This window comes from Hymenobacter sp. BT559 (genome assembly GCF_016427535.1).
Classification (GTDB): Bacteria; Bacteroidota; Bacteroidia; order Cytophagales; family Hymenobacteraceae; genus Hymenobacter.
Genome location: NZ_JAELXV010000002.1, coordinates 1,025,340 through 1,041,864 on the forward strand (window position 1 = coordinate 1,025,340; position 16,525 = coordinate 1,041,864).

15 protein-coding genes and 1 tRNA gene are annotated in these 16,525 nt (G+C 56.8%); 14 read left to right on the plus strand and 2 right to left on the minus strand.

Annotation, left to right across the window (positions count from 1 at the left end):
- Window positions 1-4 precede the first annotated feature (4 nt).
- Window positions 5-883: a carbohydrate kinase family protein gene (locus JAO77_RS10805; protein WP_198990348.1), complete on the plus strand. Its 879-nt coding sequence runs from the start codon at window positions 5-7 to the stop codon at window positions 881-883.
- Window positions 884-914: 31 nt separating this feature from the next.
- Here the strand turns inward: JAO77_RS10805 and JAO77_RS10810 are convergent, their stop codons facing one another.
- Window positions 915-2,318, minus strand: a complete 1,404-nt coding sequence (locus JAO77_RS10810; protein WP_198990349.1) for a DEAD/DEAH box helicase — start codon at window positions 2,316-2,318, stop codon at window positions 915-917.
- A 159-nt stretch (window positions 2,319-2,477) separates the two neighbouring features.
- Between JAO77_RS10810 and JAO77_RS10815 the strand changes: the two genes are divergently transcribed.
- The 4 genes from JAO77_RS10815 (at window position 2,478) to JAO77_RS10830 (ending at window position 4,737) form a co-directional block, all read left to right on the plus strand.
- Window positions 2,478-2,551, plus strand: a tRNA-His gene (locus JAO77_RS10815).
- A gap of 98 nt (window positions 2,552-2,649) precedes the next feature.
- Window positions 2,650-3,588 (plus strand): PfkB family carbohydrate kinase, encoded by a 939-nt coding sequence (locus JAO77_RS10820; RefSeq protein ID WP_198990350.1) that lies wholly within the window; start codon window positions 2,650-2,652, stop codon window positions 3,586-3,588.
- Between the two features lie 154 nt (window positions 3,589-3,742).
- Window positions 3,743-4,345 (plus strand): TlpA family protein disulfide reductase, encoded by a 603-nt coding sequence (locus tag JAO77_RS10825; RefSeq protein WP_235998349.1) that lies wholly within the window; start codon window positions 3,743-3,745, stop codon window positions 4,343-4,345.
- Window positions 4,346-4,434: 89 nt separating this feature from the next.
- A complete protein-coding gene (locus JAO77_RS10830; protein WP_198990351.1) occupies window positions 4,435-4,737 on the plus strand; it encodes a hypothetical protein in 303 nt (100 codons plus the stop codon).
- Between the two features lie 122 nt (window positions 4,738-4,859).
- Here JAO77_RS10830 and JAO77_RS10835 read toward each other — a convergent pair whose 3' ends face one another.
- Complete coding sequence (locus JAO77_RS10835; protein ID WP_198990352.1) at window positions 4,860-6,623, minus strand: M61 family metallopeptidase; 1,764 nt, start codon at window positions 6,621-6,623, stop codon at window positions 4,860-4,862.
- A 256-nt stretch (window positions 6,624-6,879) separates the two neighbouring features.
- Between JAO77_RS10835 and rpmH the strand changes: the two genes are divergently transcribed.
- From rpmH to JAO77_RS10880, 9 genes are all read left to right on the plus strand, one after another.
- On the plus strand, window positions 6,880-7,038 hold the full coding sequence (rpmH, locus tag JAO77_RS10840; RefSeq protein ID WP_198990353.1) for a 50S ribosomal protein L34: 159 nt from the start codon (window positions 6,880-6,882) through the stop codon (window positions 7,036-7,038).
- 268 nt (window positions 7,039-7,306) lie between these two features.
- On the plus strand, window positions 7,307-7,765 hold the full coding sequence (locus JAO77_RS10845) for a ribonuclease P protein component (RefSeq protein ID WP_198990354.1): 459 nt from the start codon (window positions 7,307-7,309) through the stop codon (window positions 7,763-7,765).
- Between the two features lie 125 nt (window positions 7,766-7,890).
- The gene (locus tag JAO77_RS10850) at window positions 7,891-9,585 is read left to right on the plus strand and encodes a S41 family peptidase (RefSeq protein ID WP_198990355.1); all 1,695 of its coding nucleotides are present in this window, start codon (window positions 7,891-7,893) and stop codon (window positions 9,583-9,585) included.
- A gap of 68 nt (window positions 9,586-9,653) precedes the next feature.
- Complete coding sequence (locus tag JAO77_RS10855) at window positions 9,654-9,983, plus strand: DUF6678 family protein (RefSeq protein ID WP_198990356.1); 330 nt, start codon at window positions 9,654-9,656, stop codon at window positions 9,981-9,983.
- A gap of 8 nt (window positions 9,984-9,991) precedes the next feature.
- On the plus strand, window positions 9,992-10,687 hold the full coding sequence (gene tsaB, locus JAO77_RS10860) for a tRNA (adenosine(37)-N6)-threonylcarbamoyltransferase complex dimerization subunit type 1 TsaB (RefSeq protein ID WP_198990357.1): 696 nt from the start codon (window positions 9,992-9,994) through the stop codon (window positions 10,685-10,687).
- Between the two features lie 71 nt (window positions 10,688-10,758).
- Window positions 10,759-11,289, plus strand: coding sequence for a DUF2480 family protein (locus JAO77_RS10865; RefSeq protein ID WP_198990358.1), 531 nt, complete (start codon window positions 10,759-10,761; stop codon window positions 11,287-11,289).
- 188 nt (window positions 11,290-11,477) lie between these two features.
- Window positions 11,478-12,815 (plus strand): APC family permease, encoded by a 1,338-nt coding sequence (locus JAO77_RS10870; RefSeq protein WP_370550082.1) that lies wholly within the window; start codon window positions 11,478-11,480, stop codon window positions 12,813-12,815.
- A gap of 90 nt (window positions 12,816-12,905) precedes the next feature.
- Window positions 12,906-14,156, plus strand: coding sequence for a hypothetical protein (locus JAO77_RS10875; RefSeq protein WP_198990359.1), 1,251 nt, complete (start codon window positions 12,906-12,908; stop codon window positions 14,154-14,156).
- A 238-nt stretch (window positions 14,157-14,394) separates the two neighbouring features.
- Complete coding sequence (locus JAO77_RS10880; protein WP_198990360.1) at window positions 14,395-15,651, plus strand: serine hydrolase; 1,257 nt, start codon at window positions 14,395-14,397, stop codon at window positions 15,649-15,651.
- Window positions 15,652-16,525 lie beyond the last annotated feature (874 nt).

The window sequence follows — 16,525 nt, forward strand, 5'->3', positions numbered from 1 at the left end:
CCTTATGTCAGCCCCTATTGTTTGCTTCGGAGAAACCCTGTGGGACGTGCTGCCGGCCGGCCGCCAGCCTGGCGGGGCCCCCTTCAACGTGGCCGTGCACCTGCACCAGTTTGGGCAGCCCGTGCAGCTGATTAGCCGCGTGGGGCAAGACGAGCTAGGAACCGAGTTGCTGGCATTTTTGCAGGGCAAAGGTGTAGATACGGCCCTCGTGCAGCGCAGCCAAACGCACCTGACCGGCGTAGTAAAAGCCAACCTCGATAATAGCCACGAGGTAACGTACAAAATAGTGGAGCCCGTGGCCTGGGACTACGTGCAGTATGCCCCCGAGCTGCGCGAAGCCGTGGCCAACGCCGCCATGCTGGTATATGGCTCGCTGGCCACGCGCCGCCCCGATACCCGCGAAACGCTGTACCAATTGCTGCCCAGCGCTCGCTACCGGGTGTTTGACGTAAACCTGCGCCAGCCCCACTACACGCGGGCGGTAGTCGAAACCCTGCTGCGCCAAGCCGATATGGCCAAGCTCAACGAGCACGAGCTAGCCGAGATTACCGAGTGGCTAGGCATGCCCGGCGACGAAACCACCGCCCTGCCGTGGCTGGCCGAGCATTACGGCCTGCAAGCCGTTTGCCTCACAAAGGGCGCCGATGGGGCGGCCCTCTGGGTGGCCAATCAGCTCTTCACGCACCCTAGCTTCCCCATCGAGGTGCAGGATACCATTGGCAGCGGCGATGCTTTTTTGGCTGCTTTGCTAGCCGGCTGGCAAGCCAAGCTGGCGCCCGCCGAGTGCCTACGCCGGGCCTGTGCGGCCGGTGCCCTGGTGGCCACGCACCAAGGCGCCACGCCCACCCTTACACCCGCCGACATCGATGCTATGCTTGGCTAGCCAGCCCCAACTGGTAGCTACCTAGGCGACGCTATTGGCCGCGTCGCCGCAGTGCCTTGCTGGCCGGCGACGACTTGCCTTTCTTGCCGGGGTTTTTCTTGCTGCCTTTCTGGCTTTTCTTGCGGCCCTCCTCAAATGGTTTGCCGGTTCGCTTATCAATCGTGACGCCAGGCTTAACCCATTCTTTCTTCTCGTGGAAAGCGCCCTTAAAAGTTGGGTCTTCGCGGCGGCGCTGCTCGTCTATTACCCGGGCATGGGTCTGGCCCTCGGTAAATGGCGTTGCTGTTATCTCAATCTCCTCCGGAAGGGGCAGCAGCGGAATGGACTGCTTGATAAGTGCTTCTATGCGCTCGATGTGCTGGCGCTCGGCCGGGTTGGCAAAGGTGATAGCCGCACCCGTGTGCCGCGCCCGCCCTGTGCGCCCAATACGGTGCACGTAGTCATCATAAATGAGCGGCACATCGAAGTTGATAACGTGGCTTACCTGCGGCACGTCGATGCCGCGGGCCGCCACGTCGGTAGCCACCAAGTAGCGCACATTACCCTCCTTAAAGGCATCCATGCTGTTGAGGCGCGCATTCTGGCCTTTGTTGCCGTGTATCACGCGCACCTCACCTAGGGGCGCCTTGCGGTTGAGGAAAGCTGCTACCTGGTCAGCATTCTCCTTGGTGCGAGTAAAGAGCAGTACCCGCGTCATTTCCTCCGAGTCGCGGTGCAGCAAATAATCGAGCAAGTTGATTTTGGTGGCCAGGTTAGGCACCTCATATAGGCTCTGCGTGATGGTCTGGGCCGGCTGGGCGGGCGGCGTTACTTCCACGCGCACCGGAAATTCCAAGAACTCTTCACTTAGCTGCGTCACACGCTCGGGCATGGTGGCTGAGAACAGCACGTTTTGGCGCTTGCGCGGAATAATTTCCAAGATGCGCCGGATTTGGGGCATGAAGCCCATGTCCATCATTTTATCGGCCTCGTCGAGCACAAGCGTTTTCAGCTCTTTCAGCACCAACTCGCCCTTGAGGTAAATCTCCATCAGGCGGCCCGGCGTAGCAATCAGAATATCCAGCCCGGCCTTTATGGTTTCAATCTGCGTCTTCGGTCCCAGCCCGCCATAAATGGCAAAAATGCGGATGTCGGTGTGCGCGGCCAGCGCCTTGAGGTGCTTCTCGAGCTGAATGGCCAGCTCGCGGGTAGGGGCCAGCACCAGTGCCCTAGGGTGCTCGCCCTGCGCATATTTTACCTTCATTAGCAGCGGCAGGCCGAAAGCCGCCGTTTTGCCAGTACCCGTCTGGGCGATGCCCAGCACGTCGTGCCCGGCCAGCAGCAGCGGAATGGTTTGCTGCTGCACAGGCGTGGGCTCGGTAAAGCCGGCGTCGGCTACAGCTGTGAGTAGCTGCTTGTTGAGTTTAAAATCGGCGAAGGTGGCAAGGGTATCCATTTTGCAAAGGTCGGGTTATTTTGTGGTTTGGCCGTGAAACCCCTCTCCTGGAGGGGAGGGGCCGGGGGTGGGGTTTCACGGCCGAAAAGATATTTTTCTCTAAAAAATCTTGCATAAAACCACTTGCCGCGTATCTTTGCACTCCCAAACCACCACACGGTAGATATAGCTCAGCTGGTTAGAGCGTCGGATTGTGATTCCGAAGGTCGTGGGTTCGAGCCCCATTATTTACCCGCTAGAAAGTCCCCGGATGCGAATCCGGGGACTTTTTTTGTTATTTGCGCCGTTGCGCCCCTGAATTCTTTTTTCTCATTAACTCATTCTTTCCCAAATGAGCCTTCTCGTAATCGGCTCCGTGGCCTTCGACGCCCTGGAAACTCCCTTCGGCAAAACCGACAAAATCATTGGCGGCGCGGCTACCTACATCAGCCTGTCGGCCTCGTATTCGACCAAGCCGGTGAACCTGGTGGCCGTAGTGGGCGGCGACTTTCCGCAGTCCGATATCCTGACCCTGGAAGAGCACGGCGTTGACACCAAAGGTCTGCAAATCAAGCAGGAGGAGAAGTCGTTTTTTTGGTCGGGCAAGTACAACAAAGACCTCAACTCGCGCGAAACTATCACCACCGAGCTCAACGTGCTCGGCTCGTTCGACCCCGTTATTCCCGACGCTTACCAAGACTGCAAGTACTTGATGCTGGGCAACCTAGCCCCCCAGGTGCAGCGCCTCGTTATTCAGCGCCTCGTCAACCGCCCCAAGCTCATCGTGCTCGACACCATGAACTTCTGGATGGACATTGCCGCCGAGGAATTGCTGGCTACCATCGAAATGGTGGATGTGCTCAGCATCAACGACGAGGAAGCTCGCCAGCTTTCGGGCGAGTACTCGCTGGTGAAAGCCGCCCGCAAAATCCTGGCTTTCGGCCCCAAGTTCTTGATTATCAAAAAAGGTGAGCACGGCGCGCTGCTCTTCCACAAAAACAAAGTATTCTACGCCCCGGCCCTGCCGCTGGAAGAGGTATTTGACCCCACCGGTGCTGGCGATACGTTTGCGGGCGGCCTCATCGGCCACATCGCCGCTACAGATGACTGCTCGTTCGAAAACATGAAGCGTGCTGTTATTCACGGCTCGGCCATGGCCTCGTTCTGCGTTGAGAAGTTCGGCACCGAGCGCCTGCTCAACCTCACCCAAGAGGAAATCGAAGCCCGCGAAGCCATGTTTGAGGAGTTGGTAAAAGTGCAGCCGGCCGGCGTGGTGGAGAACGTGCGGTAAGCTCTGGCTTGCCATCTTGTAAAAAAAAGTCAAGTAAGCTTTTCATGCTGAACGCAGTGAAGCATCTCGCGTGGTGCAGTAAACCCAAACGTATTGGTTGCTGCGTCACGCGAGGTGCTTCACTGCGTTCAGCATGACTTTTTTATCCCATAATATGACCACTTGGCTCCGCAAAAACCGAGGCGAACTCTTGCTATTCAGCGCCTTCGCACTAGTAATGACCACCGGCCTACGTCAGCCCGTGCTGAGTACTCTGCAGCGCGGCCTACTAGCCACCGGCTTATGGCGCGCTACGCCGCCCGAGCGCCTAGCGGCGGCACCTAGGGCACAGTTTGCCAGCGAGCGCACATATCCGCTCAGTCTGCCGCTTACCACGCTAGATGGCCGCCCAGCTGACCTAGGGCAATTTCGCGGCAAGGTGGTGCTCGTGAACCTGTGGGCCAGCTGGTGCCCGCCCTGCCTGGCCGAAATGCCGGGCCTGCAAGCCCTCTACCAGAAAGTGGACACGAGCAAAGTCGCCTTCGTGCTGATTTCGCTCGACGCAAATCAGAACAAGGCCCGCGCTCTGCTCAAGCGCAAGCACTACACCATGCCGGTGTTCTTCCCGACGGCCGAATTGCCCGCGCCGTTTCAAACCTCGTCCATCCCCTACACCGTTATTCTCACACCGGAGGGCCGAGTGGCCGACCGCCACAACGGCATGGCCGATTATGATACACCAGAATTTAAAGCTGCGTTGGAGAGGTTAGCCAATTGACTAGTAGTAGCGTAGTCAGGCCCTAGGTAACCCTTTTGGCGGTAGCGTGGTAAAAGAGTTAAGTTCTTACTCTTAAACCCCGCCCTGCCATGTCTGACAAACCGAATGACCTCGCCAACGATAAGCCGTCCGTAAACCCTTACGAAAATCAGCATCACAAAAAAGGTGACCTCGCCGCTGGCGAGCACGTGGACAGCGCTGCTAATCAGAACCTCAACCAGAGCGACCTGACTCAGCAAGGCAACCAAACTAAAGGCAACACGCCCGGCGGCAACTTCAACGAGACCCGCCACACCCAAGCCAACAAGCCGCGTAGCAATCCGCAGGGCAACCGCCCGATGTCGGTTGACACAAACAGCCCCGAGAAAGGCCCCGGCAGCCACGCTGACTAGACCGCAGATTCAAACTGATTTTTAAGATTTAACGGATATGCCTGTTACACAGGCTGACTATTGAATTGGTAATAAGAGAGCCGCCTTTTTGGGCGGCTCTCTTTGTTTAACCTGTATTATGGCTAGTTGGCAGGCTGTTGAGATTGGGGGTTGTAGGGCCAGCCGAGCCACTTTTGGAAGCCGGCTTGCTGTGCCTCATCGGCGTCGGCTAGCTTCTCAATCGTGTAGCGAACGCCGTAGGCCGCGCCGGGCTGCGCTAGTAGCTCTACCAGCACCAGCCGATTTTGGCGGAACACAGCTATCTCATAGAGCGGCGCGTCGGTACTGAGCAGGCTTTGCAGGTTCATGTCAACGCGGCGGCCGTTGATGGCTACTATCTCATCATCGACGGTGAGTACAGCGGAGGCCGGCGAGTTGGGCCAAATGTAGGTGACTTCGGTGCGCTCGTTTTTCACCACCGTGCGGAAGCCGAAGGTGCCTTCCGAAGCCGAGGCGTTTTCGTAGGCCACGAGCTGGCAGCCCACGGTGTGCAGGGCCTTGTCGAGTGGCTCTTGCAGGGGCGCGGTACCGTTGATGAATTTATCGAAGTAAACCTGCATTTTGCGGCCTGCTACCTCGCCCACGATGCGGGCGTAGTCCTCGTCAGTGTAGCCGACGCCGGTTTTGCCGAAGTCGTCGTAGAGGCGACGCATCACGTCGTCGAGGCTGCGAGCGTGGCCATGCAGCTGCCGGATGGTGAGGTCGAGTAGCAGCGCCGTGAGCGCCCCCTTGTGATACACCGACACCTTGCGGTCGGGCACGCCAGGCTTGTAGCCGTCGAGCCAGAGGTCCATGCTAGCATCAGCCAAGCTTAGGTTTTGGCCGCCCGCGTCGTCGTAGTGCTTGCGCAACACAATATTCAGCTCCTCAAAATACTGGGCGGGCGTGCGGACATGGCTGCGCGCCAATAAGTACTCGCCGTAATAGGTTGTAATACCCTCCGCGATGTAGCAGGTGCGGAAATAGTTCTCGCGAGCGTAGTCGTACGGCTGCATCTCGGCCGGCCGGATAGCCTTGATGTTCCAAGTATGAAATAGCTCGTGGCAGCTCACGCCCAGCAACTCCTTGTATAGCGCCTCGTGCATTAGCAACTCGGCCGGCCCCAGGGTTATCACGGTCGAGTTGTGGTGCTCCACGCCGTGGTAGTGCTTGTAGGGCAAAAACTGATTGAGAAAGTGGTAATCCTGCACCGGGAAGCCGCCGAATAGCTTCAACTGCTCTTCCGAAAACGCTTTAAAATCAGCCAGCAGACGCGGCCAGTTGATGATGGCTTCCTCGCCCTGCGCCCACACGTGGAAGGGCAGCCCTCCCGCCTCGTACTGCTGGTGCTGAATAGTGGGGCTGGCAATGAGCGGTGCATCGGCTAGCTGGTCGAAGTTTTTGGCTTCGAGTACATTCGGCTTCGACTGCGGCAGGCCGCAAGCCAGTCGCCAGTCGGGCGGCAGTACTAGCGAGAGTTGGCACGGCAAGTCTTGGTGCCCCTCGGCGTACATGAGCGCCTGCACGGGGTTGAGGTAAAGCTGCGTTTCATCGAGCCACGAGCCGCCGGCGTCCATTTGGTGGGCGTAGAAACTGTAGCGCACGCGCACGCTGCGGCCCGCCGCGCTGGGCACTTCCCAGCGGTCTTTCGTGACCTTGCGGTAGTGGAGGGGCTCGTCGGTTTCGGCGTCACTGAACTCTACCCGCTGAATCTTTTGGCCAAAATTTTGAATCTCATAGCGGCCTGGCCGCCAAGAGGGTAGCTGCAAGGCCAGCGGTGCGGTAGCCTCGGCTGGTACCTCCACCATGAGTTGAATTTGCAGGTAAAACGTGAGTGGATTCTCGAACGAAACGTGGTAGTAGGTCATGGGTAGGAGGGATGCGGCGCGCAATGTTACGTACAGGCGTTGCTAGGGGTAGAGACGCTATACTTTGCGTCTGACGTTAGGATGCGTTATAACAGCCGTTGAAGTCTGGCATCAGCATACGCTACGTAGCAACGCAAGACGCAAAGTATTGCGTCTCTACACCTGGCAACAGCCGCTAGGCATTCTCGAAGTAACATCTTGCTATTGTAAAGCTAAATCCGTACCTTTGCCGGCCCAACTCGCAATTTAACTTGTCATGAAACGTACCTTTCAACCCTCGCAACGCAAGCGTCGCAACAAGCACGGCTTCCGTGAGCGCATGGCCTCCGCTAATGGCCGCAACGTACTAGCCCGCCGCCGTGCCAAAGGCCGCAAGCGCCTCACCGTATCGGACGAAGGCCGTCACAAGCGCTAGTCTTTTGATTTAGCTGGTAGCTAATGGCTTATCGCTATTAGCTTCGCAGATAGCCGCATTGTTGGGGCAGGTTATTTTCTGGTTTCGCCAGAAATAACTGCCGCTACAATGCGGCTTCGCTGTTTTTGTTTCAATCTGTTTTTGAAAGCAGAGTAAATAAACTTTGTCATGCAGAGCGTAGCGAAGCATCTCGCTCGCTTCGTTATTTAACGTCTAGGTTCACTGCGCCACGCGAGATGCTTCGCTGCGCTCTGCATGACCGATGGAAATGCCTTCCGAACAGAATAACGTGAACGAGCCAATCGCTAACAGCTCTCAGTCAGTAGCTAAGAGAAGCTACACCTTTCCAAAGGAGGAGCATCTGTGCAGCAAAAAGCGCATTGAGCAGCTTTTTAATCGCCAAAATCCCTCGCTCGGCGCATATCCATTGCGCCTGACGTGGCTGCCCGCGCCGGCGCGCACCACCGCCCCGCCCGAGGTACTCATTACAGTACCCAAGCGCACCTTCAAGCGGGCCGTGGACCGCAACCGCCTCAAACGCCTCGTGCGCGAGGCCTACCGCCTCAATAAATACCGCTTGCTCGAAGCCGAAAACGGCCACCCAGTAGCACTATTGGGCATTCTCTATACCGGCAAAGAAAAAAGTGAGCTGCCGCTGATAGAAAAAAAATTAATTTCCGGGCTTAATCGTTTGCTGGCCGAAGCTTCGGTGCAACCCGCGCCGTAGTATTGCTTATCTTCACCTGCGATACAGCCACCACGGCTACCTAGGGCGCATCGTTGCGCCACGCCAACTGGTCCATTAGTTGCACAGTATCGCTTATTAGCTTCGCTGCCTCCGTTTTCCCGCCGATGACCACTCGTACAAAAGTTCTCGCTTCCCTGGCCCTAGGTACCTTAGGCCTCGCCAGCTTCCGCGCTGCCTCCGATAGCGAGCGGTACTTCGAGATTGCCAAAAACTTGGACATTTTCGCCACGCTGTTCAAGGAAGTGAACACGTACTACGTGGACGAAATCACGCCCGGCAAGCTGGTGAAAACGGGCATCGACGGCATGCTAAAATCGCTGGACCCGTACACTAACTACATTCCGGAAGACGATATCGAGGACTTCCGGACCATGACGACCGGGCAGTACGGCGGCATCGGGGCGGTAGTGATAAAGCGCAACGGCAAGACCGTGGTGCAGAGCGCCTACGAAGGCTATCCGGCCCAGAAAGCAGGCTTGCTGCCTGGCGATGAAATTTTGACTATCAACAACATCAATGTTGATAAGAAGACTAACGCCGACATCAGCAAGCTGCTCAAAGGCCAGGCGCAGTCGCTGGTGAAGCTCATTGTGACGCGCTACGGCCAAGACAAGCCGGTGGAGGTCAACATTACCCGCGATAAAATTCAGGTCAACAACGTGCCGTACTACGGCATGCTGACCTCGGATATCGGGTATTTCCAGCTCGGTGGCTTCACCGTAGATGCCGGCCGCGAGGTGCGTACTGCCGTGGCCAAGCTCAAGGAGCAGGGTGCGAAAAAGCTGGTGTTCGACATTCGCGACAACCCCGGCGGCCTGCTCAACGAGGCAGTGAATATCTCCAATCTCTTTGTAGATAAGGGGTTGGACGTAGTAAGCACCAAGGGCAAAGTAACCGAGTGGAATAAAACCTACAAGGCGCTCGACGTGCCGCTCGATACCCAGATTCCTATCGCCATCATCACGAGCAACCGCTCGGCCTCGGCGTCCGAAATCGTGTCAGGCGTGCTGCAAGACTACGACCGCGCTGTGCTCGTGGGCGAGCGCACTTTCGGCAAGGGCCTCGTGCAGGCCACGCGCCCGCTCAGCTACAACTCGCAGTTGAAAGTAACGACCGCCAAGTACTACATCCCGAGCGGCCGCTGCATCCAGGAAATCGACTACTCGCACCGCGGCGAGGATGGCGCGCTCACTAAATTTCCTGATTCACTGCGCACGGCCTTCAAAACCCAGGCCGGCCGCGTGGTGTACGACGGCGGCGGTGTGGCCCCCGACATCGACGTGCAGGACCGCGAAATCGCCGACATCACCCGCGTGCTCATCCAGAAGAGCTACCTCTTCGACTACGCCACGCGCTTCCGCTCCGAGCACGCTACCATCGCCCCGGCCAAGCAGTTCAAGCTCACCGATGCTGACTACCAGAAGTTCGTGGCCTACCTCCAAAACAAGAGCATCGCCTACAGCACCGACGCCGAGCGTTCCCTCACCGACCTCACCAAAAAGGTGAAAGAGGAGAAGCACTACGACGACGTGAAGCTGGAGCTCGACGCCATCAAGAAGAAGGTTACCGTCAATAAGGCCAACGACTTGCAGCGCTTCAAGCCCGAAATAAAGGAAATCCTAGAGTCGGAAATCGTGTCGCGCTACTACTACGAGAAGGGCCGCACCGAAGCCAGCTTCGACGATGACCCCAACATCCAGGCCGCCGTGGCCGTCCTCAACGACCCCAACCGCTACGCCGCGCTGCTAAAGCCGGGCGGGCAAGCCGCCAGCGCGCGGAAGTCGGCGGGGGTGAAGTAAGGAGGCCAAGTACCTATGTTTAGAAAAGCAGGCATCGTGAGGTGCCTGCTTTATTTTTGTTTACACAAATGAGCCGAATAACTGAGCTAGCAGATTTTGTTGGAAAGCTTAAGTGTCAAGTGAGGCTTAAGCTGAAGGTAGACGAAGCTCCAGAAATATGGGCTAGAGGAATCGGCTTGCCAGTAGATGGTTATATCGAGCTGCACGGGCCTTCGCCATTTCGAGAAGTAGAATGGCTTGAGATTAACCCAGCAGTTATAGAGCATATAGGTAGGCTTGTGGAGCCTAAGCAGCATAATTATTTGGAAGAGATAGGCGCGTTTTTGCTCTCTAAGAATATCGCTTACCTTGTCAAGGAAGGAATAGTACGAATTTCCTTTTCCGAACTTGTCGGCTAGTATTAATAATGAATTTGTTACTCTCTCTCGAAACCTCTTCCCCAATCTGCTCCATCGCGCTGCACAACGTGGAGGATGGCCGCCTGCTCGGCCAGTCTGAGTTGCGCCTCGAAAAATCGCATTCCACCCACCTCACGGTCTTGATTGAGCAGCTCATAGCCAATACTGGCTACACGCTGCGCGACCTCGCGGCCGTGGCCGTGAGCGATGGCCCTGGCTCGTACACCGGCCTGCGTATTGGAGCTGCGGCAGCCAAGGGCTTGTGCTTCGCGCTGGATATTCCGCTGGTGGCGGTGGGCACACTACCCGCGCTGGCCCACCAGGTAGCTGCCCGCACGCCCCGCGCCGCTACTTACTATTACGCGCCCATGCTCGACGCCCGTCGGCAGGAAGTGTACACAGCCCTCTACCGCTCCGATGGCCACGAACTGGCCGCACCCGCGCCGCTCATCCTAACCCCCGAGGCGCTGGCCGAACAATTAGCCCACCACTCAGTGTTATTCTTCGGGTCGGGCGTCGCTAAGTTTCAACCCTTGGTAAGCGACAACCCGAATGCTACTTTCCTTGCCGACGTGCAGCCCTCAGCAGTAAGCGTTGGCGAGCTGGCCCTAGGTGCCTACCAGCGCCAGGAGTTTAAGGATGTGGCTTATTATGAGCCTTTTTATTTAAAAGAAGTTTATACAACCACGCCACGTAGTGCTTAGGTGATAGTGCTTGGTGCCCAGTTTGATAACTTGGCCCAAGCACTAGGCACCAAGCACCAAGCACTAAAACTATGGAGCCGCTTTTTGTAAACCGCGTTGCTGCCTCGGGCCTCGTTACCCTTAACCTAGAGGAGTACATTCACCCCGGCGACCGGGTAGTGTACGACATCAAGGACAACCTTTTCCACGGCTTGATGCTGCGCGAAAAGGATTTCCGCGAGTTCGTAAAAACCCACGACTGGACGCAGTACGACGGAAAAAACGTGGCCGTCATTTGCTCGGCCGACGCCATTGTGCCCACCTGGGCCTACATGCTGCTGGCCAGCAAGCTGCAAGGCCACGCCCACCGCTACGTTTTTGGCGACCTAGGGGCGCTGGAGCAGTCGCTTTTTGAGGAAGCCATTGCCGGTATCAATCCCGCTGATTATCAAGATGCCAAGCTGGTAATTAAAGGGTGTGGCGACAAGCCAGTTCCCACGTTTGCCTACGTGGCTATTATGCAGCGGCTACTGCCGATGGCCGCTAGCATCATGTATGGCGAGCCGTGCAGCACCGTACCGCTGTATAAAAAGCCGAAAGCGGCGGTAGCTGCTGAAGCCTAGGTTACGCTTGTCATGCTGAGCACAGCGAAGCATCTCGCTCACTTCGCTGTTGGCGTAGAGGATGCTGCACCATGCGAGATGCTTCGCTGCGCTCAGCATGACAACAAAAAATAATCAAAAAGCCCGCGCCAATCTCTGACGTGGGCTTTTTTGCGCTCAAACGAAAAGCAGCCCCGACATTTGCCGGCGTGCAAACACAATCATATAAAATAAATTTCCGCACCGGCGCCTCCATCGTCATCGCCAATATGGTGGGCACGGGCGTTTTCACCAGCCTTGGGTTTCAGCTTCTAGATATTCAAAGTGGCTTTGCGCTGCTGATGCTGTGGGCGGTGGGCGGCCTCATCGCCCTGTGCGGAGCCGTGAGCTATGGTGAACTGGCGGCGGCCATGCCGCGCTCGGGCGGCGAGTATCACTATCTCAGTCAGATTTATCACCCCGCTCTAGGGTTTTTATCGGGCTGGGTGTCGGCTACGGTGGGCTTTGCTGCGCCTACGGCGCTGGCCGCGCTGGCGCTTGGCCGCTATGCCCAAAGCGTGTGGCCCGCGTTGGCTGTGACGGTAGTGGCCGATATATCGGGCGCGCAACTGCTGGCCGTGGGAGTAGTAGTGGCGCTAGCCCTAGTGCATGGCCGTAGTGTGCAGGCCGGCAGCCGCTTGCAGGTAGCTATTACCGCACTGAAGGTGGGCGTACTGGTCGCGTTCATCGGGGCAGGCCTAGTGGCCGGTAAGCCTCAAGCTTTAAGCTTCGTACCCGACGCGGTAGGCTGGCAGGCGCTGCTCAGCCCCGCCTTCGCTGTGAGTTTGGTGTACGTCAGCTATGCCTACTCGGGCTGGAATGCCGCCGCCTATCTCACCGGCGAAATCGACCAGCCGCAGCGCAACTTGTCGCGCATTTTGCTCACCGGCACTGCAGTGGTACTCCTATTATATGTAGGGCTAAATTTCGTGTTCCTGCGCTCGACGCCCCTGGGGTGGCTAAAGGGGCAGTTGGAAGTCGGCTTCATCTCGGCCAATTACCTGTTTGGCCCCGCCTGGGGCCGTTTTGCCGGGGCCGTCATTGCGGCGCTACTCGTGTCCACTATCAGCGCCATGATTTTTGCCGGCCCGCGCATCACCCAAGCGATGGGGGAGGACCTGCCCGCCCTAGGTTGGCTGGCTCAGCGCACGCCAGCCGGTATTCCGCAGCGGGCATTGTTGCTGCAAGTAGCAATTAGCCTAGTATTTATTCTGAAGCCTGATTTTCAGGCCGTGCTCGTATACGCGGGCTTTGTGCTGAACCTGTTCACATTCCTCACGGTGCTGGGGGTGTTTGTATTGCGTTGGCGGCAGCCGCGGTTGCCGCGCCCCTACCGCGCCTGGGGCTACCCCTTCACGCCGCTCATTTTCCTGGCCTTGAGCGCTTGGACGCTGGTTTTTATTATCAAAGACAAGCAAACGGAATCGCTCTATGGGCTAGCCACCGTAGCGGGTGGCCTGCTGGTTTATTTCGCGGTGCAAAAGCTGCGGCCCGCTTCCAGGCCCTAGGTTCGGCTTCTGCTCGGTTTACTTTTCTATCTTCTGCCAATTAACGCTTGCTGGCTCTTTCACCTTCGGCCAGTCCCCGCCTCTCTATCAATGCGCCGTTCTCTACTTTCCCTGCTGCCCGCCCTTGCGTTGCTGGCCGCCTGCTCCAATTCTAACACTGAGCAACAAGCCACGACTACCGAAACAATGGCCGACACGGCCAGCAAGGTAGCTGCTACCGCGCCTAACCCCGCCCCCGTAGCCGACAGCACTACCACTGCTCCCGCTAAGCCGGCCGCCTTGGCCCCCGATACCGCCAACGTCCAGAACGTAGCTGCTTACCTCGCCGGCCTCCCGCCCAAAGTTGAAACCCCGCTAGCTACGCTAGCCGCCCAACCGGCTTGGCAGGCCTTCGCCAAAGACCAGGAAAAAAGCTGGACTAAGTACCGCCTCACCCATACCGACCCCATGAATAAGTGGGCCGCCACCGAGCTCGACTCGGTGCGCCAGGCCACTACCACGCTGTTCTACCCCTTCAGCGGCCCCGATTTCCTAAACGCCTACACGCTTTTCCCCACCGCTAGCACCTACGTCATGGTGGGCTTAGAACCTGTAGGCAGCGTGCCCAGCCGCGAAAACCTAGCCAACCCCGCCATCCTGCCCGCCGTCAAAAAGTCGCTGTGGTCGGTGCTGAATTTCAGTTTCTTCCGCACTAATGACATGGCTATTGACCTGAAATCAGTGAATCTCGACGGGGCCGTGCCCCTCATCATGCTCTTTGCTGCCCGCACCGGCAATCACGTGCAAGCCGTGCGCCCCGTACAACTCGACGCCCAGGGTCAACTGCACGAAGTTACCGACACTACCCGCGCCCCCGGCTCGAAAGCCATTCCCGGCGCCGAGGTCAAGCTGCAGGCCCCCGACGGCTCCGAGAAAACAGTCTATTACTTCTCCGCCGACCTCAGCGATTGGAAGCTCGCCACCAAAGACGCCCCGCTGAAGTACGTGCGCAGCCTCGGCCCCTTGACCACCTACGTGAAGTCGGCTACCTACCTCATGCACAAGAGCTACTTCTCCAAAATCCGCAATTTGGTACTAGAGCGTAGCAACTACCTGCTGCAAGATGATAGCGGCATTGCCATGAAGTATTTTCCGAAGAACGCCTGGCAATTCACCTACTACGGCACCTACCGCCGTCCCATCAATCTCTTCGCCAAGCAGTACCAACCCGAGCTCACTACCGCCTACCACGATACGCTGCGCCGCGCCCGTCCTCTCCCCTTCGGCACCGGCTACAACTGGCGTCAAACCGACAGCAACCTCCTCTTAGCCAAGCGCAAAACGCCGCTCAGTAAACAGTAGCTCAGAATCTGCGAGTCCGAGCACGAGTGCAGCTCGCATCTACATACAGGATACGTCTGCTATCAACCTAGGCAAACGCAGCAGGGTAGGGGAGAAAAAGACATTAAATGCTCTACGTCACCGTGGCCCCACTTTCCTTCTGGGACAGGGGAATGGGGGATGAGGCGCTACGTTAGAAGGCCGTGATAAAACTATCACGGCCTTCCTTATTATATACTGTATGAAAGTGCGCGCATCTATGAAGCTTATCCTAGTTCTCCTAGCCCTACTGCTAACTACCCGCGTCCGGGCCCAAGCCCCCCAGTATCCTGATTCCCCGCTCCTCGACAGCCTACTCCAGACCAGTCCCTCGCTGGCCAAAGTCCTTAGCCACCCCGCTACCTACCAGCTCCAACTCATCTATACCCAGATAAACCGCGACGCGCAAAACGTGCCGCACTTTACCCAGCACACCTACCACCTCAATCCTCGTCAGTATTTCAACCCTGCTAGTCTCGTCAAACTGCCTGTAGCTCTGCTAGCTCTCGAGAAGCTGCATACCCTACCCGCACCTATTACTAGGAGTATCATTATGTCCACTGGCGTAGCTGGCCGTTGCCAAACGTCCGTTCCCTTCGCCGCCCCCGCTGATTCCAACCGCCAGGCCACCGTCGGCAACTACATCAAGCGGATGCTGCTCGTCAGCGATAACCTCGCTTACAACCGCCTCTACGAGTTCCTCGGCCAAAAAACTATCAACGACCGCCTCCAGCAGCTCGGTTACTCCGGCAGCCGCATCGTGCGCCGCTTCGCCCCCTGCGATACTGCCGCCAACCGTTGCACCAACCCCATCGCCTTCCACACTCCCGCTGGCGATACCATCTATAAGCAGCCTGCTCAAACTAATCCCCGCACGCCCGCGCCGCCCCTAGGTCCCGTTTTTGCCGGCCGCGCCTACAAAGCCGGTGATAAAATCATCCATCGCCCCTACGACTTCACCACCGCCAACAACCTCCCGCTCCCCGACATCACCGCCCTACTCCAAACTGCCCTCTTCCCCGAGGCCACTCCCGCTACCCAGCGCCCCCACCTCACGCCTACCGACCACGCTTTCCTGCGCCAATACCTCCACCTCACGCCCCACGCCGCCCATTTCACTCCCTACGCTGCCCCCAAGTACTTCGACGCCTACAAAAAATACCTCTACTACGGCCGCCGCTCCAATGCCCAGCTCCAGCCCGGCCTCCGCATTTTTAACATCGTGGGTATGTCGCACGGCTACCTGGCCGATGTCGCCTACTTCGCTGATTCTCTGCACCAGTCCGAATTTCTACTCAGCGCCGTCCTCTACGTTAACCAAGATGGCATCATCAACGACGCTACCTACGAATACGACACCATTGGCGAGCCCTTCCTCGCTCAGTTAGGACAGCTTTTGTACCAGTACGAAGCCCGCCGCTCCCGCCGCTACCGCCCCAATCTCACCTCTTTCTTCGAAAAAGACCCTCAGCCCTGAATTTTTTCCAAAATCTTCCGGTTGGCTAACCGGCTGACTGCTAACCGACCTCCAAACGCCCACCCCGCCAAGCGAAGCTAAGTGCTACGGCAAAAGCAAACCTCCGGTTGTCAGCGCGCCGCTCGCGCCGTACTTTTGCACTCCCAACTCAACCGGACGAGGGCGACAAAAAGGACCGAGAGCTACAAACTCAAAAAAATCTTTTGCCAATTTAAAACTTCTTAGCGTATCTTTGCACCCCGTTTCAGAAACGGCTCATTGAAAACGCCGAAGAAGAGGTTGAAAAACTAAATTTTTTTCGCCTCAAATTTGGAAAGTCAAAAAATAACGCTACCTTTGCACTCCCAAACAGAATAAGCGTTTGGAAATAATGCGAAGTAGGCCACTAGTCACCAGCTAGTTAGCCTGTGAAAATCAGCTTAATCGAAGTTGATTTAATTGATAAAACAAAGCTGGAAATCTTAAAAATTTCCCTGTAAGTTTTGGAAATCAAAAAAAAACTTATTACCTTTGTGTTGCGCTTCAAATGGAAGCTTTCACAACAAGTCGCAGACAAAACACTAAAAAAGTTTTTCACTCTGAAACTTGTAAAGTAAAAGGTTTTTCTTACCTTTGCACTCCCTATTAAAATAGGGTGCTGCAAATAGCGAAAAGGGTTTATGATACGACCCGCCATGTTGCCTCAATTGGAAGCAACAAACGTTCTTTGAATGATTGGAAAAGACAAATGGTAAGTATGCTTACGCAAGTAAGCAGAAACGTAACATTAAAATTGAACTCGTCAATACGAGTCGGATTAGCACTCGACATCAGCCTAGGTTCGCCTAGGTGTAGGAATATTTTACAATGGAGAGTTTGATCCTGGCTCAGGATG